We start from the raw sequence: 19,198 nt of genomic DNA, 5'->3' as shown, positions 1-19,198 counted from the left end.
CTTGCCATTTCGCCTTGAATTTCATTATGATGCAAAGAAGAGGAACCCGGAAGGAGACGCTTATGTGGAAAAATTGGTTTTATCGGATGTTGCTTTCGTATTTGCCTGTTTTTTCGTCATCAGCTCGTCCCTTTTGTTGGTCGCCTATTTAACCATTAGCGAAATGTCGAAAAACCCCGCTTAATAAAAGCGAACGAGGTGCTATCCCAGCATGCCAAGCAATAGATCGACATCGCGCGCGCCAGCCTTGACGAATACCTCGTTCAGCAAATTCAAGAAAACGAGCATCTGAAACGTTTTTTTACGTCAGACGATCCGCAAACCCTGATAAATATCGGAGGCGTCATATGCACAAGAAGTGGTTTCACCGATTGCTACTTTCTTACCTGCCGATCATATTCGTGGTCAGTCTCAGTTTATTGCTGATGACGTATCTGACTTTAAGCGAGATGTCCAAAAAATCCGCGCTGCGGGCGAATGAAATGCTTTCACGGGACATTATGCAGTCCGTCGAGGTTTCGCTGCGCGGCATCGATTCGATGCTGAGCAAGGCCATTACGGATAACGGCCCGATAAAGCGATTATTCGAACCGCTTCCCGCCGGGCAAAGGCAATATGTTGATTATCAGGCCGCTGTCGCCCTGAGCGATCTTGCTGCCGGCAATCCGATGATCCATTCGCTCTATGTATACAGGCTGGAAGATAATACGATTATTACGCCCTCGACATCTGTTGGATTGGCTGACTTCGGCGACAGGGAGTTTATCGGACAGCAGGTTACGAACTTTGCACCTTTTAAGTGGACGGGGCGAAGGGAATACCAAAAGGAAACCGGAGACCGGCCTGCGGATGTCGTTACTCTGGTTAAATTCGCCAAGCTATCAGATAAAAGCCTCATTGTCGTTAACGTGGATACAGCCAGTCTGAATAAGCACATGCGCATCATGTCGAGCTTATCGCTTAATTTCCTCGATTTAGTCGATCAGGAGGGAAACCTGATCGCATCGCGGGATTTGGCGAATGGAACGAATGCCGGCACGCCCCACCCCTCGGGCAAACAATGGTCGAGCGTTCGCTCCGATTATACCGAATGGTCGCTACGCAGCGGTGTGTATCAAGCCAGTATTGCCGAATGGGTATCCTCTCTGTTCTATCTATGGATTGCCATCGGTTTTCTTGTCGTAACGCTTTGTATCGTATGGCTTGTCTACGCCACCAGACGCAATTATAAACCGATTCGAAACTTCGCCGATAAAGTTGCCGATTATTCCGTGCAACAAGGAGATCAAGTCACTCATACGGACAAATTGGACGAATTCCAATATATCGAAACGGTGTTCGAACAATTGCTGGACCGTTCCAGCTTGCTGCAGGAGCAAAACAAGGAAAATCTCGATTATCGTAAGCTTCATGTTTTTCTTAATATGATCGAGGGCGCCGCGAGCAGCCGAAGGGATGGTTGGGAGTCCGAACTGAGGCAGTTAGGGTTTCACGGTACATATCCGGGTTTTTTGGCCGTAGTTGTAGAAATAGATCGTTACGCAGATTTCGTCGCACGCTATAACAGCCGGGACCAATATTTGCTGAAGCAAGCGCTGCGGACCGTCGTGATGGAAATTAGCGAGAGCAGCCCTTTCCTCGTTTGGCCGGAATGGGTAAGCCGGCATCAACTGGCCGCCCTTTATTTTTATCAGGATGCCGGGGGCTCCGAACAGGACGAGAACGTTATACAGTTGTGTGAACAGCTGCGCACTTGGGTAGAGCAAAATTTGTCCTTTACCGTCACCGTCGGCATCGGAAATAGAATCACACACATCGAGGACACCTCGGAAACGTATAAAAACGCTCTTCAGGCTCTGCATTACAAATCATCTCTAGGCATGAACCGGCTAATCATACCAAGCGATTTGACGTTGAAGCCGCAAGGCGAAATTTTCATGCAGCTGCATATCATTCGCGCCATCTGCCAATCCTTCCGTGCCGGGGACAGCGATTGGGAGGGACGATTCCATGAGCTTTGCGACACGCTCGACTCCTGTATGTTCGCTCATGAGGATTTGCTCAGTCTGCTGAATTACCTGCTCTATCACATGCATAAGGAGATGCTGGAATTGCCGGAGGAGCAGCACGGAATTTGGGAATCCGACACCTATCCGAAGCTGCAAATGATCTTGGAGCAGGAGGAAACCGCAGCGGAGATTTATGCCGGGATTTTCCGGGTAATGCTGGAAGCCTCCGCGCAAATTCGCGGGATTCGCGAAAGCAAAAACAGTTATCAACTGATTCGCAATGCGAAACAGTATATCGAAGAGCATTTTGTAAATCCCGACTTGTCCTTGTCTCATCTGAGCGATGAATTCGGCTTGAATGCCAGCTATCTGAGCAGATTGTTCAAGGAAGCGTTCGGCGTGAATTTCGTCGATTATTTGACCCGGATAAGAATCGATAAAGCGGAGGAGCTGCTGCAAAATACCGGGACAGCCGTCCAAGATGTTGCGGTCGCTGTCGGCTATACGAATGCCCGGACATTCATCCGCGTGTTCAAAAAGCTCAAGGGATCCACCCCCGGGAATTTTCGCAATGAAGAAATGTAACGACCGGCCTGAATCGTTCCGACATGTGCCAAAAGCGCTTGCGGAGCCGATTCAGGCTGTTTTTATCGGGCGATTGCAAATATTGGCCATCAGAAAAAAAACGGTCATTTACGCTGCGAAGGCAGCATGATACCTTAAGTCACGAAACCGGCGTTTGGCTGGAACGAGGAAGGAGGTATCGCTTGCCGTCTAAACGGCGAGCTCGCCAGAGCATAACATTTTCGAAAATATGAGCAAGCATTTCAAGGAGGGGCAGATTTGAAAATCAACAATTGGAAAGCTATAGGGGTATCGCTTTTTTGTCTGGCCACCTCGCTGTCGCTGATTGGCTGCAGCGGTAAAAACGAACAGTCGCCTTCCGCAAGCCCGCTTGCGGCGAAAAATTCTCCGGCCGCCGCAGAGCCTAAGGTTTATGCGGAGAACGGGCTGCCGAAGGATGAAAAAGTGACGCTGAAGGTCGGCTTTTTCGAAGGCGGTATGGGCAGGGAATATTTCGATTACGCGATTGACACGTTCAAGAAAAAATTTCCTAATGTCGACTTTGCCGTTACCTATTCGCCGGAGATGACGAAAATCATTACAACCAAAGTGTCGGCCAATAACGATAACGATATGTTCGATATGTTCTCCACCGCTACGGATGCCCTATCGCTCGTAAAAGCGGGCAAGCTGGAGCCGCAGGATGACGTTTGGGCCCGGAAAGCATACGACGGCAACGGGAAAACCTTGAAGGAATTGTCCCTGGACGGCCAATTCGCCTCGGCGCCGCGTTTTCTCGGGAAATCGTACGCCGTACCGATCGTTTCCTCCGGCGGCGGGTTATTCTTCGACAAAGTCTTGTTCGAACAGCATGGCTGGAATCAAAACCCGAAAACCTGGAAGGAATTCGTCGAATTATGCGAAGCCATCAAAGCGAAGGGAATCATTCCGATTACGTATCCCGGCAAGTTCCCCGGCTACCTTACGAATGGCTTTGGGGATTATAAGCTGTTCGAACTCGCCAACTTGAAAGGGAATTTAAATAAGGTCGAGGACAACTTCAGAAATTATACGCAATCACTATATATGTCACCTGAAAGCGTCGAGCTCTGGAGCCGCATTTATGAGCTTGGCAAGAAGGGATTTTTCCCCGAGGGCGTTGCCGCGCTGAACCATACCCAATCGCAAATGCAGGTGCTTCAGCATCAAGCCGCCATGGTTTCTACAGGCGTTTGGGTACAGAACGAAATGAAAGATTCGACGCCGCAAAATTTCAAATGGGGATTTATGTCGGTGCCGATGGGCAACAGTCCGGACGATACGATCTGGGTCAGAAATACGACCAGCGAGGGCTTTTTCATCTGGGCGGCCAAGCCGGAGCTAACCAAGAAATGGGCGAAAGAATTCAGCGTATGGCTGTGGAATTTGGATATCCAGGGGGCCATTGCGGAGAAGGGCGGACAGCTGCCGATTCGCAAGGATTATTCGGATGACCAGACTCGCGCCGGCAAGCTTCAGGATGCTCCTAGAGCATTGCTGGATTATATGAAACGCAATAAGGTTCGTATCGAAAGCGAATTCCGCGCTACGAATTTGACCGACCCCGCTGCCGCCCAAGCGAAAAAGGTGATGAGCGACGCGGCCTCGGAAATTGCCTCCGGCAAGCAGGATCCTCTACCGAAGCTGAAGGAAGCGGATGAATTGTTGAAGAAAGCAATCGAAGCACAGACCAAATAGACGGCGACCTGTGGAGGAGGTTTAGGGCCCCGGGGCTTCGAGTTTCGGACTTAAGCGGATGTTCCGCTCTTCTTTCTCCGATCCTCGGACGCTCCATGCTCCCTCCTCCCGCCGGTTTTGAAAGGAGCGCTGCCGTTGAGCCAGCATGAACCTGCCGCAGCCGTACGAAGACCCGCTCGACATGGGTGGCTGCAAAAAAGGTTGACCCGCGCGCAAACACAAAAAAATATTTTTCTGCTTGTAGCGATTGCGCCTGCTTTCGGAGGTTATTTGCTGTTTACGCTGTATCCTAACCTTCTGTCCGTCTACTATTCGCTGCTGGATTGGGACGGCATTTCACCGGCGAAATTCGTAGGACTGAGCAACTATACGGCGATGCTCCAGGATAAATACGTCTGGCGCTCGCTGCTGCATAATTTGCTTTACATGGCGATCGTTCCGTTACTCGTCATCTTCATTTCCTTGCTGCTGGCGTATATCTTGACAAGCAAAGCATACAAAGGCTCCTCTTTGTTCAAACTGTTGTTCTTCTTTCCCAATGTTCTGTCTACCGTAGTCATCGCCTTGCTATGGGCGTTCGTCTACGATGGCAGCATCGGCATTCTTAACGCTTTGCTGAGGCTTATCGGGATCGATGTCGGCAATTTTTACTGGCTTGGCGACGTCCGCACGGCGATATGGGCTGTAATTCCGCCTTATGTGTGGGGAGGGATCGGCTTATATGTGATCATTTTCGTCAATGCCATGACGACGATTCCGAAATCGCTCTATGAGTCCGCTGTTTTGGAGGGGGCCTCTCATCTTACCCGGCTCGTGCGGATTACGATCCCGCTAATTATGCCGATCATCCGCGTCGGGGCTTTGTTTCTCGTTCTCGGTTCGCTCAAGGGCTTCGAGCATGTGCTGATTTTGACAAACGGAGGGCCAGCAGGCTCGACGGATGTGATCGGCCTGTATATGTTTAACCTCGCCTTCGGCAAAGATTATCACAATTACGGTTATGCTTCGGCGGTAGGCATGTTCCTGTTCGTTATTCTCGTAGCCGCCAAGCTGCTGATGGACAAAGCGATGCCGAACAAGTCTGTCGAATATTAACTTGCAGCGCGAAAGGGCAGGTAGCTTGCATGAAAGAAAAACGCACTTGGGTTGACGGCTTATGGTGGATCATTTTGCTGGCCTGGTCCGTCACCATTCTTTTCCCGCTGGTATGGGTACTGTACGAATCATTGAAAACGAACCGTGATTTTTTTCAAGACGTATGGGCGCTTCCCGATAAGCTTCAGTGGCTCAATTATTCACGGGCCTGGTCCAAATACGGGATCGGATCATCGATGATCAATACGTTGTACTACGTAGGAGCAAGCTTGCTGATCGGTCTCTTCCTGACGACCATTAACGCCTACGCGCTGACGCGCATGCAATTTAAAGGCCGAAAGCTGCTTTGGGCCATCATCATGCTCTCCTTGTTTCTGCCTGGTATTAATGCTTTGATTCCGCAGTATGTGCTGATGCGAGATTTGCATTTGACCAACAGCTTGACGGGACTCGTCATTCTCGACAGTCTTGGCGAAAGCGTATTTTATTTGCTGCTGCTTGGAGGCTTTATGCAGTCGCTTCCCAAGGAGCTTGAGGAGAGCGCTTTCATGGATGGCGCAACCCTTTTCCAAGTGTTTTGGCGCATTATCGTGCCGTTATCGATGCCGGGTGTGATGACGGTCGCCATATTCAAGTTTCTCGGGTTGTACAACAACTTCCTCGGCCCTTTTATATACTTGAGCGATCCTAAGAAATATACGATCGGCGTCAGCATGTATGCGGCCAATCAGATGATGCAGTATACGGCCGATTGGGTCACCCTGTTTGCGGGCGTCGTCATTGCGATGATCCCTTCTATCGCCATGTTCGTTTTCTTCCAGAGGTGGATTGTCGAGGGCGCTACACTCGGGGCCGTAAAGGGCTGAATTTGTGACGGCTCCCGAAGGAGGCGGTTGCCGAAGCAGAGAGAAGACAGGCTTTCTGAGCGTGAACAAATTCATGAGAAAAGGAAGTGTCCATGAGCGTGCGAAAAGCAATGAAGCTTATGAAAAGCAGTCTTGTCCTTTATCTTTTGCTTCTCAGTTTGCTTGTAAGTGGGATGCCTAGCGTTACTTCGCCTGTCGCCCATGCCTCAGGAACGAGCCCTATCGTTTACAAATTCACTCACATCGGCTTTCCCGGACAGCCGACACAGCCAGGCTGGAGCCTGGTAGGTTTAACGACGACTTACCCTGTCCTGGGCTATCAGTTTTACGGAGCGGCGATCGGCACCGAAAATATCGGCATGTCGCGCGACTTCTTGTTCGATGTCCCCGAAGATGGAACGTATTTGATCAAATTCAAAGGCTTCCTTGCCGGATCGGGAGCGATCGCGGAGCTGCAAATCGACGGCAAAGCGATTGGCGCCTACGACTTCTACGGCGCGACCGCCGGCTATGGCCCGACGACCCCGATTCGATACGCCGCTTTAACAGCAGGCACGCACACGTTGACGCTGAAAACGATTGGCAAGCAAGCGGCGTCGGCCCAATACCGGATGACGCCGAGCGAGTTTATACTGGAGCCGGTTTCGGCCATGCCGTCATTGGCGGGCGTGGCGCTTGCCGCCGGGCAGCCGGACATCTTCCTCGGCTCCCAAGTGCAATTAGCCGTCCACGGCCAAACGAATAACGGCGTTGCGACGGATCTTCCCGGAGCGCAAATTCAGTATGCCAGCGATAACGAAGCGGTCGCCCTCGTCGATTCCAATAGCGGCATACTGACCGCCGCCGGAGCAGGTGCCGCTTCCGTAACGGCAAATGTTTATTATAACGGCGCCCACTTTACCGCGGTATTGCCAATCAATGTGCGGATTCCGACAATGACTTACAAGTTCACGCACATCGGCTTTCCCGGCCAACCGACACAGCCAGGCTGGAGTCTGGTAGGTTTGCCGACAACGTATCCTACGCTTGGCTACCAATATTACGGAGCGGCGATCGGTACCGAAGGTGTCGGCATGTCGCGCGACTTCCGGTTCGATGTCCCCGCAGACGGAACGTATTTGCTTAGATTCAAAGGCTTCCTGGCCGGGTCGGGAGCGATCGCGGAGCTGCAAATCGACGGCAAAGCGATGGGTACTTACGACTTCTACGGCGCAACCGCTGGCTATGGCCCAACGGCCACGATTCGATACACCGCTTTAACGGCAGGCACGCACACGCTGACGCTGACAACGATTGGCAAGCAAGCGGCATCGGCCCAATACCGGATGACGCCGAGCGAATTTATTATGGAGCATACCCCTGTCTTGCCTGCATTGGATAACGTTGCATTCACTGCCACGCCGCCCGAGCTTTACGTCGGCTCCAAGTTTAAGCTCCCGGTTATCGGGATGACGCAAGCCGGCGTTCGGTTTGAATTGGCGCAGGATAATGTTCAATATTCAAGCAGCGACGAGAATGTCGTCACAGTCGATCATACCGGAATGCTGACGGCGTCCGGACTAGGAACGGCTACCGTAACGGCCGACGTCTATTTGAACGGCGTCAGCCGCTCGGCCTCCTTGCCGGTCAGTGTGACCGAAGTCGTAAACGGGAAAACCCGCAGCACGATCTATACAGCCGATAAAATCGCCGCAGCCCGCAGCAATATTGACAACTACGCTTGGGCGGCCGATTTGAAAGACGATGCCGTCGCCAGAGCGAACAGCTATTTGACGAAAGGGCTTAATGCTCTTTGGGAACTGGTGCCGCCGCAAAGTCTGCCCCGCAGCTATAGCGTAAACGAGGCTCTCGGAAGCCCGGTCACCGGGAAAGAAATCGATAAATTCGGTTCCACCCCGTATAGGATCGATCCGCTTAACGATCCCTGGAAAATAACCGACCCGAGCAGCGGCTACAAATTCCCGACAAATGATTTCGGCGCTTTTTACCGCAGCGGACTCGATCAGCATGGCGTCTTTGATCCGGCCAAAGCGGACCGCAGCCTGCTCGTCAACACGCTTTATCCGGAAAAAGGCCCGACTTGGGGAGTGGATGACGGCACAGGCTGGGTAGATGAAAACGGTAAATACTTTACGTTTATCGCCTACTATATCCATTGGGGAATTTGGGCCGATAACGGTCCCGGAGGTTTTAAAGGATTTATTCCTAAGGCGCTGGATGCGTTCCGGGACGCCTATCTGTATACGGGGGATATGACCTATGCCCGTGCAGGCACCGTTTTGCTGGATCGCATAGCCGATATTTATCCGAGCCTGGATACGTCGGTTTACAACAGAAGCATTTACCAGAATGCCGACGGCTTTACCCGCTTGGGCAAAGCCACGGGGTCCATTTGGGAAACCATGCTCGTCAAGCATTTCCTTTATGCTTACGACGCTTTCTATCCGGTAATGAACGATTCGGCGCTCCTCTCGTTTCTGGGAGCGAAATCAGAGGCATATGATCTCGGACCGCTGAAATTCAGCGCAAGCGGCATTCGCCGCAACATTGAGGATGGCATCGTCAAACAGATTTATCCCGGTGTGCAATCCTCCCGCATAAGGGGGAATCCCGGATTTCATCAAAGCGCGCTGGCGCTGGCGGCTGTCGTCTACGACAAATTTCCGGAAACGAAGGAATGGCTGGATTTCGACTTCCAGTCCGGCGGCTTCCAAACGAACCCGTTTCGGGTTACCGGGGGTAACATCGGCTCGACGATGGTGAACGATGTAGACCGCGACGGCAACGGCAACGAGGCCGCCCCTCTCTATAACTCGTTATGGCTAACGAACTATCTCGAGCTGGCGAATATCCTTGACGGCTACGACTTGTATCCGAGCGCCGACCTTTACCAGAATGTAAAGTTCCGAAACATGTTTTCAGGCGTCTACCAATGGATACAAAGCGAGGCTTTCACCCCGGCAATAGGCGATTCGGGAAGTACGGGAAAACCGATCATCTTCTTCTCGATGCCGACGATGATCGAAGCTTTCAAACACTATCAAGACCCCGAATACGCGCAATTGATTCATTTCTTGAACGGGTTTAGCACGGATGGCTTGTACGGCGACATTTTTATGAGTGATCCCGAGCAAATTGCCGATGATATTGATGCGGTTATTGCGCAATACGGTCCTTTGAATTTAAAAAGCACAAATATGACCGGTACCGGGTTCGCCGCGCTCAGGGACGGCAAAGGCGAAGGCTTCAATAGCGACACGCTGCGCAATGTCTGGATGTATTACGGGAATAACAGCTTCCACGGCCACCGGGACACGCTGCAAATCGGGCTGCACGCCTTCAACCTAGACCTGACGCCGGATTTGGGCTATCCCGAGACAACCGAATCGGCGGATACCCACAACTATCAATGGGTACGCAATACGATTTCCCATAATACGGTTGTCGTCGATAAGGCGAAGCAGCAGATTCAATGGGTCGGCGATCCGCAGCATTTTGACGATAGCGAGCAAGTGAAGCTGATCGACGTGGATGCGCCCGATCCGTATCTGCAAACCGAACTGTACAAACGGACAACGGCGATGATCAAGGTTGACGACGCCAATTCTTACACGGTGGACTTCTTCCGGATTAAGGGCGGCAACGACCATCATTTCAGCTTCCATGCGGCCGAGGGGCCGGTGACTTCAGATGGCTTGACCCTCGTTTCCCAAAAGGACGGAAGCGGTAACTATATCGGCTCCTATGCCGGCGAGAATGTCGAGTATGGAAAACGGGCGCCGGGCGACAGCGTCGATGGCCCCAACTATATGGGCTCCGGCTTCCACTATTTGAAAAATGTCGATCGGGATACGGCTCCGGCCGAGCAATTCAGCGTGGATTGGGATGTTACGGATACATGGAATATCAACCAGCCGCTGCGGGACGTTCATCTCCGCTTGACTATGCTCGGACAGGTCGACGATGTGGCGCTGGCGGACGGAAGCCCGTCGCAAAGAGTGCCGAACAATCCGAAAAGCTTCCGTTATGTAGTCGCCCATCGCAGCGGCAGCAATCTGGATTCGCTGTTCACTTCGATCATCGAGCCGTACGAAACGCAAAGATACGTGCAAACGATCGAGCCGGTAACGGTAACCGTGTATGGTACACCGGCGACTGGCAATGATGTGAAGGCGGTAAAAGTTGTTTTGACGAACGGCAGAACCGACTACATCGTCAGCGCACTCGATCCGTCCGTGCTTTATACCGTGGATGGGAAATTCCAGTTCCAGGGGGCGTTCGGTGTCTACTCGGAGCAAAATGGCGAGCCTGTCTACAGCTATCTCAATGAAGGCACGCTGATCGGACCGGCCGGACTACCGCTCATCAACGCCGATATGGCGCAATTGACAGGCACCGTTGCCGATTTTACGCAGAAGCTGTCCATGAGCAACGATATCACGGTCAATTTGAATTTACAGGGGATTGAAAGCGGCGAGCTGATCGGAAGATATGTGTATATCGAAAATGACGGCGAGCGGAATGCGGTATATAAAATCCACGGCATTACGCCGGCCGGAACAAATCAATATAAGCTCGATTTGGGAAGTACGACGCTCATCCGACGTTATGTGGACAATCATGACTTCGGCAAGGGGTATGTGTATGACATTGCTCCCGGGGCCGCTTTCCGCATCCCGCTGGCTTACGAAAAGGCGGTTGCGCCTGCCCTGACAAATAAAGCACCCGTCGCTCAAAATATGACGGTGTCGACCTTGAAAAAAACGGCGGTAGGCGGTACTTTATCAGCTGCGGACGGCGATGAAGACCAATTGACTTACAGGATCGTGCAGAACGGGACTATAGGTACGGCGGTAATAACGAACCCTTCGACAGGTTCCTTCATTTACACGCCCAGACCCGGAAAAACGGGCAGCGATACTTTTACTTTTCAGGCTTTTGACGGCCAGGATTACTCCAATATCGCATCGGTATCTATAACAATAAATCCAAAAAAACCAAAAAAACAATAAAGGGGACTTCAGCCGAACGTGTTTTAGGCCGCAACTGCGATTTGCTCGAGTCCGATTTGTCAAAGGCAATCGCCTACCGGAGAGTTGAAGCTGGCGTTCACCGCGAGTTTAGAGCCGCTACTACGAAACCAATAGTGTGACGGTACAGCCCTTAGCCGTACCGTCTTTTCTTTGTCACCTATTGTTCAAATAAATGAACTTCGCTACAATGAATATTATATATTATATATAATAGAATTATTATTTATAGGACCGTTGGTTAGCGGTATTAAACATACGCGGAGGTAACTATGTTGTATCCCGGCTATGCACCAAATGAACATATTAAACCGCTGAGTCTCGTACGGAACGATTCGAGAATCGGTTTCGAAGCCAGCAATCATTACTTTTATATGGAATCTCATGGAAAAGTTATCAACTGCTTGCATGTGCGCAAAAGGATAGAGGAACGCAAATTATAAGCCCAAGGATAAACGCGCCTGTCCTCTAAGGACAGGCGCGTTTACCGGTGAAAGTTCAGACCCCAATAACGTGACATATAATTTTTATCTTTCATGGGGCTATTTTTCCCAAGCACGTTATTGCTAACGGGTACGTTAGTATGGAGCTGCCGCAAGGGCAGCTCTTTTTGATTCTCATTGAAGTATCAGGCAGTTTAGCTTAATGGTTGAGTCATTTTTATAACTTCGATTACCTGGTTCAAAGAGGAAGAGTTTGACTAATATCGAATAACTAATCCATGACTAATGAAGGAGGATACACATTGTTAATTGCGTTTGTCGGTGATACTCATGGAAGAGTGTTGCATACCTTAGCGATTCTAAGTGAATGGCAAATACGTACAAAACGGAAGCTTGATCTGATTATCCAGGTTGGTGACTTAGGAGCATATCCTGAACCAAGTGAAGAAGTTAGGAACGAAAAGTATGTACGACAAGATCCAGCTGAATTAGATTTTAGTCGTTTTTTAATGGCTGAAGAAATGTTAGAAAAGAGCATTCGTTACATTCGGAGAAAATATCTTAATCGTATTTATTTTATCCGTGGCAATCATGAAGACTTCGACTGGCTTAATTCCAAAAGGCTACAAGCTGAGCAGGGCATTGTTAATATTGATCCGTTTGATTTGTACTATTACGTAACCGACGGCACCATTATGAATGAAGATAATTTAAAAATAGCTTTTCTAGGTGGGATACAAACATTAACACAGCAACCAAAATCAATTGATCCTGTCGCTTACGAAAAACTTATTCAAATCCCCCCTGGTGAAATTGATATCTTAATTACGCATGATGCACCATTTGGAATTGGTACAAACTATCATGGTCAAACACAAGGCTCGACATTAATTTCAGATTTAATTGGAGCAATAAAGCCCAAATATGTTATTGCGGGTCACTATCATCATATGAATGGTCCTAGAACTTTCGGCAGCACGACATATCTAGGACTTAATGTATTGGTCGATCTTAGAGATGATGGTGAACTCAGGAGAGTCCGACCTGGCAGTATTGCGGTGTTGGATACTGAAAAGAATAGCCTCAATTTTGTAACTGACGATTGGCTATCGAGTATTGATAAGGATTTCGATTTCATCTGCCATACGGAAGAGTTAATAAAAAGGGACAATTAGAGTGAAATCGATTGTCTTTTTTTATTGTCTCTTTTAAGAAAGTTTGACTAATGGAAATTTTTAAATGGAAGTTCCTTTCGTCTGTCTTCGTCTGTTGTACTAACGGGCACGCTAACTCAATAATCGCTTAAGGCGGGGCTGCCGGCAAGGATATCGGCAGCCTCGCTGCGCATCGACGGTCTTTCGATCGTAACCGTCAAGCCGATGCGCGGCAAAGCGTTCCAGACAGTAAAGGAATTGATTTCGATGTTTGAAAATATGGCTTGCGCTGCTGATGCGCAGAAAGTGAGGAACTGCCTATGACGATGCGTTCAGAAGCGGAGCATTGGAACGAGGTGTTTGCCGGTCTGAAGCTCGGCAAGCCACAAGCGGATTTTTGGCTGGAAAAATACGAACCGAGGCTGGCATCGCCCCAAAATGGACCGGTCATTGATCTTGGCTGCAGATATGGCTGCGACTCTATGTTTTTAACGGAACGAGGTTATCGGGTCATCGCCTGCGACTTCTCCTCGGAAGCGTTGGCGATTATACGCGAATACGTGCCTGGCGCGGAAACGAAGCTGTTCGATATGACGTGCGGATTGCCGTTTCCGGATGGCAGCGCGAGGGCGGTTGTCGCGGATTTGTCGCTGCATTATTTTCGCTGGGACGATACTGTTTCTATCGTTAGCGAAATCGCTAGAGTTGTCGGCACCGGCGGATTGCTGTTGGCCCGCTTGAATTCCACGCGCGATGTTCATTACGGCGCTGGTCAGGGCATCCAAGTGGAACCCCGTTATTACGAGCATGAGGGACGGCGGAAACGTTTTTTTGACGAAGCAGATTTGCAGCGGTTGTTTGCCGGATGGGCGATCGACGTACTGACGGAAACGAACATGCAGCGCTACGGGAAGCCGAAAATTTGCTGGGAGCTGGCGGCTTGTGTCCGCTGATGTCAGCTTCGGGAAGAGGAGACGATGCTAACGCGTAGGAAAGCATAATATTCAACCAGAACGAGGCTGCCGATATACGCCGGCAGCCTCGTTGCGCTAACGGGTAGATTAACTCAATAAAACAGATAATATTTTACAAAAAATACATACTGACATCAAAAAATGAAGTTAAAATGGAATAAAGGAGATTGAAATACAATTATGGTTTATTTAACATTTTTGGAAGGGGAAATGGGTGTGCCGCAAAATGAAGAAACTATGGTAGAGAAAAGAGTGCGCGACATTACAGGAATGACATGTCTTTACGTCCCTGTGAGTAACGTCTACGAGTCCGTGAAATGGTATCAGAAAAATTTAGGATGCCAACCGTCAAACATCCATCCTGTTGAGCCCGGGATGGAAATGGCGATTTTGAGATTTCTCGATGCTGAAGGTCTCCCTCAGGACGCTGCTACAGGGTCGATTCCTGCTTTGTTCCTAAGAGAATCAGGGGCAGAAGGTGGTCGTCTCGGATTTACAGGAACATGGGAAATCGGTGAACGACATGCAGTGGGTTGTTTCGTCACTCCTCATATCCAAGAACTTTTCGAACGTTTTAAAGAAAACGGAGTTAACATTATAGGCGAGCGGGTAACTTGCGGTCCAAATGTAACGTTCGCTGACCCCGACGGAAACACGTGGGAAATATGGCAACCCTAATTATTCCGCTAACGGGAAACGTTAGTTCAACAAAACAGCAGCAGTCAAGGACTTTATTTTCACGTCCATGACTGCTGCTGTTCCGTTTCTAGGGGTCAGTCTAATACTCATTTTTCAGAGCCTGACGGTTTTGCAATTCGAAACACCGCACGAATTCAATACATCCAGTCTAATACTTTATTTTTTCAAGACAATAATCCCGCAAGCTGTTCATTGTTCCGATAGACCTCTTGCTCGATCGGGCAGGAGGAGATAGGAAAAGGCAGCTAAAGGCCCACGGCTTCGTAAAAAAGACTATCGCTTCAGCAGCTTTACGCTGCTTGGCGATAGTCTTTTTTGTTTGGATTTAGCGCTTCCGTGCTGCCACGGCTACTCCAATAGGAAGCCTTTGAAATCCGCTTTAGCGGATGCTCCTGTGAATACTTCCAGCTTGTACAGGCCTAAATCCAACTGACCGAGGATCGTTTCCGCATCCGTTAACCGGTGGATCGCGCCGTTTAGACGGACATAGGTATCCGGCGAGCTTCCTTTGTATGCCTTCAATGTTAGCTTACGCTTGGCGTCAACGAACACCCACGCCGACATGATGATCATGTCCGCCGTATCCGGCTTCGTATAATCGACGTAAACCTTGAAGCTGTCCGTCGGCTCGTCGGGCATCGACAGCCAGTCCTCCGGCACGCTATCTTTGATTTTTTGACTGGAATAGTCGATTTTGGTGTAGCCGTCGGCGACGATCGTACGAGGACACAAGCGGGAAAAAAGCACATCCGCTTCGTACTGGTGGCCAATGTCTCCAAAATGCAGCCGATCCGAAATGATGTGTCGGGTGCTGACTGAGGAGTAGAGCAGAAATCTTTCCGTGTAGCGGTTCATATCGATGAGCTGCAGGCCATATTTCCCCGCCAGCTCCCTCTTCACTTCATTGGCTACGGAATCGATATGCTCGCTCGTCCTCAACGGGTACGAATCGGCGTATTTCGTCAGTACGCCCGGCTCTACGGACGCTTGGGTGGTCAGCAGGAACGGCTGAATATTTTTGGAGTAACACCAGTGAATGATTTGTTCGATAAAGCCCTTGAATCCGTCCCTATATTCTTTTTCGCTAGCGTAGTGCAGCCGGTCGTTGATGCCGAATCCGATGCCGATCATTCGAGTATCGTGATAAGCGGAAGCTTCGCCAAACTGCTCCTCTATAACGGTTACGGCCCATCTTGCCGTTTGCCCGCTAAAGCCGGCGTTATAGATGCGCAATTCCTCATTGTTTGCAGCCCGCCGAAGCAGCTCCTCCAATTTCATCGAAAAAGCGTTTGGCGATCGGTTGTCCGCTCCCACGGTGTTGGCCGTCCAATCGGTCGTATTCGCGCCGTCGAACGTACTGTCTCCGAAAAAAGCAACCGGGAACTTGTTTCCCTTCAACCACTCCGTCCATGCATCGTTAAACGTCAGTGTTTTTTGCGGTATTCGCGTTTCATTTGGCCCAGTAGCAGGAATCGTATGCAATGTCCGCACCTCCTAAACTAACATATTCTTCATGGAGCGGGGGAATCCTTTCAAACAAAATAGGACAATCAAAGCCGCTTGACGGAGCTTGTGCGGCCAAGTAGCGGTATTTCATGCGGAGGCGTAGCAAACTAATGGATTGGCCTTTTTATCCTTTCTAATAACCCAATATGTTGTAGGTTTTACAACATCTTCGCGCGAAATGAGTCCTTCGTCCCCCTCTTGTTGCAGATTATGCAACATTATCAGCGGAAAAGGGGCGACTGGTCCGGATAAGGGGCAAAATTGTTGCATTTTCTGCAACAACAGGTAGCTTTGGACGTGTAAAAGGCTAATTATGTTGTACATTGTACAACAAGCCGCAATGTTATCCGGCTAGCCCCGCCTCCGTTAGAACGTAAAAATACCGCAGGAGCGGGTCAAGACTCCGGCGGTATCGGGATTTAGCGTTTCATGTTGCTGCTGTGGCCCGGGGACAGCTTGGCTGACGGGTCGATGTATACTTTGGCGTTGTTGATGGCGGTAGGTGCTTCGCCGAACCCGACGGCGATCAGCTTTAGCTTGCCGGGATAGGTCGTGATGTCACCGGCCGCGAAAATGCCCGGAATGTTCGTCTCCATTCTGGAGTCGACGACGATGGAGCCGTTGTCGATCTCGAGTCCCCATTCGGCGATCGGGCCGATTGAGGAGACGAAGCCGAAGTTCACGATCAGCGAGTCGCAGTCGAGCTCGCGGGTTTCGCCCGTTTTGCTGTGCGTAATCGATACTTTGCTGATGAGGTCATCGCCGTGCAGCTTCTCGATATCGACAGGCGTGACGACGGCGACGCTCGAGTTCATCAGGTTCTCGACGCTATGCTCATGCGCCCGGAATTTGTCCCGGCGGTGGATCAGCGTCACCTGCTCGGCGACAGGCTCGAGCATGAGCGCCCAGTCAACGGCGGAATCGCCGCCGCCGCTGACGACGACCTTTTGCCCGGCGAATGCAGTCAAGTCGTTTACGAAATAGTGAAGGTTTTTCTTCTCGAATTGCGCGGCTTCGGGCAGCTCCAACCTTCTTGGTTCAAAGGCTCCGACCCCGGCGGTGATAATGACGGCACGGCTGTAATGCGTGCCTTTATCGGTAACGATCTCGAAATGCCGCTCGGCAACCTTGATCACCTGCTGCACCTTTTCCTCGAGGCACACTTGTACGGGAAAGTGCTCCATCTGCTCCTTCAGGTTGTTGACGAGCTGCTGGGCCGTTACTTTAGGGAAGCCGGCCACGTCGTAAATGTACTTCTCCGGGTATAATGCGGCAAGCTGGCCGCCGAGCTGCGGCATGCTTTCGATGATTTTGGCGCTGGCTTGACGCATGCCCGCATAGAAAGCGGCAAACATTCCGGCAGGACCCCCGCCGATAATCGTAATATCCACAAATTCATTCTGCTGTTCTGGATTCACTTTCCCGCACTCCTCACACGATGTCGTTTTATCGTCTATTTATCACATTATGCGGAAAAGTGCAACTTGAGTCAATATGGAAATGATATTTTGTTACTAGATTTGTAGGATAACCTTACATGGATTGTTAGTTTAAGAGGGGTCTGCTGTGCCGGTACCGAGCTTCAGGCTGCTGGTAACGCTTGAACTCGGCTGATTGGTGTCAGGTTTAAACTCCGGTAGAACAACATAAGATCCCCGCGATAAATCATGAAGGGAGGCCGTCCGCTGAAAATAGGGAGAGTATACTCGAAAAATGCAGTAGTAGGCTAGAAGAAAGTTGCGGATTGGCAGTGGTTTTAAGCTAACGTGCAGGATGTGGTAGGTTAGGTTCTTAATGAAACGGAAACCGCATAGCGGCAATGAACATTTCAATCATACCGCAGCGTGGCTATGATTGAGCTTTAACGAAACGATGCCGCAACAAAAACAGCGACGATCCAGGACATTAGTTTCTCGTCCTTTACCGTCGCTGTTTTCTATTGGACCAGGCTAAAGCTTATATCCGAAGGCTGCCGATTATGAGCGGGCAGAGGCCTGCGGTTAAACCGCAGCGGCCGTATCGTGCTTTTCGCATTCTGCCGAGCAGTAGCCGCCGGACATCGTCTCGCATTCGTCGCAGATCAGATGCTGATGGTGGCAGGTGTCGTCTTTGCAGTTGATATACCGTTCGGTGGGCTTGCCGCAGTGATGGCATTCGCCGACGACAATATGCTCGTCGGTCTGATTGATCCGCACCGAGATGCGTTCGTCGAATACGTAGCAGTTTCCGTCAAAGCCTCTGCCCTGCACCTCGGGGTCTTTGCCGTACGTCACGATCCCGCCATCCAGCTGGAATACGTCCTTAAAGCCTTGATCCCGCAGAACCGCCGTCAGCATTTCGCAGCGGATGCCGCCTGTGCAGTAAGTCAGAATCGGCTTATCCTTGTGCTCGGCCATATTCTCCTGAATCCAGGACGGAAACTCGCGGAAAGCATCCAAGTCAGGCTTGATCGCATTGCGGAAGTGGCCGAGGTCATATTCGTAATCGCTTCTTCCGTCGAGAACGATGACGTCTTCTCTCTGCAAGTAGTCGTAGAACTCCTTCGGCTGCAGCCGCTTCCCGCCGTCGGTGACGGGATTAAGCTTCTTGTGGTAGCGCAGCGTAACCAGCTCTTGCTTGTAACGGACGAAAAGCTTCTTGAACGCGTGGCTTTCGCTTTCGTCGATCTTAAAGACGAGGTCGGCGAACAGCGGATGCTTGCGCATTTCGGCCATATAGCGTTCGGTTTGCTCGACCGTGCCGGACAAGGTGCCGTTAATGCCTTCGTCGGCGATCAGAATGCGGCCTTTGATGCCAAGCTCCTTGCAATATTCGAGATGTTCGGCTGCAAAGACCTCGGCTTCGGGAACCGGGACATATTTATAGTACAGTAAGATTCGATATGGGTTCATAGGGGATATACACCTTTCCGTTTAGGGTTGAAACAAAGAATAGCGGAAGGAAAGGGAACCTTTCTCTTCCGCAGCATGCTTAAGGGTAATGCCGCAAAAGATTGTTGGCGGCAGTAGCCGGATCTTTTCGAGTGATTTCGATACTTCTAATTGTAGACGTATTTGCTTACTTAGTCAATATTTTGGTATATAAAGTATATTTAGAGATGCCGTTGCCAGCCGGACAAACA

Annotated in this window: 11 protein-coding genes; 8 read left to right on the top strand and 3 right to left on the bottom strand. The window is 50.3% G+C overall.

The genetic code is table 11. The features are described from left to right. The first annotated feature begins 347 nt into the window (after nt 1-347). From ACKGJP_RS34990 to ACKGJP_RS34955, 8 genes are all read left to right on the top strand, one after another. Nucleotides 348-2,594, top strand: coding sequence for a helix-turn-helix domain-containing protein (locus ACKGJP_RS34990; protein WP_409343344.1), 2,247 nt, complete (start codon nt 348-350; stop codon nt 2,592-2,594). A gap of 258 nt (nt 2,595-2,852) precedes the next feature. Continuing rightward, nucleotides 2,853-4,310: an extracellular solute-binding protein gene (locus tag ACKGJP_RS34985; protein WP_409343343.1), complete on the top strand. Its 1,458-nt coding sequence runs from the start codon at nt 2,853-2,855 to the stop codon at nt 4,308-4,310. A 135-nt stretch (nt 4,311-4,445) separates the two neighbouring features. After that, nucleotides 4,446-5,405 (top strand): carbohydrate ABC transporter permease, encoded by a 960-nt coding sequence (locus tag ACKGJP_RS34980; protein WP_409343342.1) that lies wholly within the window; start codon nt 4,446-4,448, stop codon nt 5,403-5,405. 29 nt (nt 5,406-5,434) lie between these two features. Then, nucleotides 5,435-6,271, top strand: a complete 837-nt coding sequence (locus ACKGJP_RS34975; RefSeq protein WP_409343341.1) for a carbohydrate ABC transporter permease — start codon at nt 5,435-5,437, stop codon at nt 6,269-6,271. A gap of 92 nt (nt 6,272-6,363) precedes the next feature. Then, nucleotides 6,364-11,283, top strand: coding sequence for an Ig-like domain-containing protein (locus ACKGJP_RS34970; protein WP_409343340.1), 4,920 nt, complete (start codon nt 6,364-6,366; stop codon nt 11,281-11,283). A 763-nt stretch (nt 11,284-12,046) separates the two neighbouring features. Next, nucleotides 12,047-12,919 (top strand): metallophosphoesterase, encoded by an 873-nt coding sequence (locus ACKGJP_RS34965; protein WP_409343339.1) that lies wholly within the window; start codon nt 12,047-12,049, stop codon nt 12,917-12,919. Nucleotides 12,920-13,218: 299 nt separating this feature from the next. Continuing rightward, nucleotides 13,219-13,851 carry a class I SAM-dependent methyltransferase gene (locus tag ACKGJP_RS34960; RefSeq protein ID WP_409343338.1) on the top strand — a complete coding sequence of 211 codons (633 nt, stop codon included), beginning with the start codon at nt 13,219-13,221 and terminating at the stop codon, nt 13,849-13,851. Nucleotides 13,852-14,052: 201 nt separating this feature from the next. After that, nucleotides 14,053-14,550 carry a VOC family protein gene (locus ACKGJP_RS34955; RefSeq protein ID WP_409343337.1) on the top strand — a complete coding sequence of 166 codons (498 nt, stop codon included), beginning with the start codon at nt 14,053-14,055 and terminating at the stop codon, nt 14,548-14,550. Between the two features lie 369 nt (nt 14,551-14,919). On the opposite strand, the gene ACKGJP_RS34950 is transcribed toward ACKGJP_RS34955, so the two are convergent. The 3 genes from ACKGJP_RS34950 to ACKGJP_RS34940 form a co-directional block, all read right to left on the bottom strand. Then, the gene (locus ACKGJP_RS34950; protein WP_409343336.1) at nt 14,920-16,053 is read right to left on the bottom strand and encodes an SGNH/GDSL hydrolase family protein; all 1,134 of its coding nucleotides are present in this window, start codon (nt 16,051-16,053) and stop codon (nt 14,920-14,922) included. A 443-nt stretch (nt 16,054-16,496) separates the two neighbouring features. Then, nucleotides 16,497-17,495, bottom strand: coding sequence for an NAD(P)/FAD-dependent oxidoreductase (locus tag ACKGJP_RS34945; protein ID WP_409343335.1), 999 nt, complete (start codon nt 17,493-17,495; stop codon nt 16,497-16,499). 582 nt (nt 17,496-18,077) lie between these two features. Beyond that, on the bottom strand, nt 18,078-18,968 hold the full coding sequence (locus ACKGJP_RS34940) for a rhodanese-related sulfurtransferase (RefSeq protein WP_409343334.1): 891 nt from the start codon (nt 18,966-18,968) through the stop codon (nt 18,078-18,080). Nucleotides 18,969-19,198 lie beyond the last annotated feature (230 nt).

It is taken from the genome of Paenibacillus litoralis (assembly GCF_046244365.1).
Lineage (GTDB): Bacteria > Bacillota > Bacilli > Paenibacillales > NBRC-103111 > Paenibacillus_V.
The sequence above is the reverse complement of the archived record's forward strand: the minus strand, read 5'-3'. Positions and strand labels throughout refer to the sequence as shown.

Bases quoted from the DNA above. Each gene is read 5' to 3' on its own strand.
- ACKGJP_RS34990 (WP_409343344.1), top strand. From the start codon at position 348: ATGCACAAGAAGTGGTTTCACCGATTGCTACTTTCTTACCTGCCGATC.
- ACKGJP_RS34975 (WP_409343341.1), top strand. From the start codon at position 5,435: ATGAAAGAAAAACGCACTTGGGTTGACGGCTTATGGTGGATCATTTTG.
- ACKGJP_RS34970 (WP_409343340.1), top strand. From the start codon at position 6,364: ATGAGCGTGCGAAAAGCAATGAAGCTTATGAAAAGCAGTCTTGTCCTT.
- ACKGJP_RS34960 (WP_409343338.1), top strand. From the start codon at position 13,219: ATGACGATGCGTTCAGAAGCGGAGCATTGGAACGAGGTGTTTGCCGGT.
- ACKGJP_RS34955 (WP_409343337.1), top strand. From the start codon at position 14,053: ATGGTTTATTTAACATTTTTGGAAGGGGAAATGGGTGTGCCGCAAAAT.
- ACKGJP_RS34940 (WP_409343334.1), bottom strand. From the start codon at position 18,968: ATGAACCCATATCGAATCTTACTGTACTATAAATATGTCCCGGTTCCC.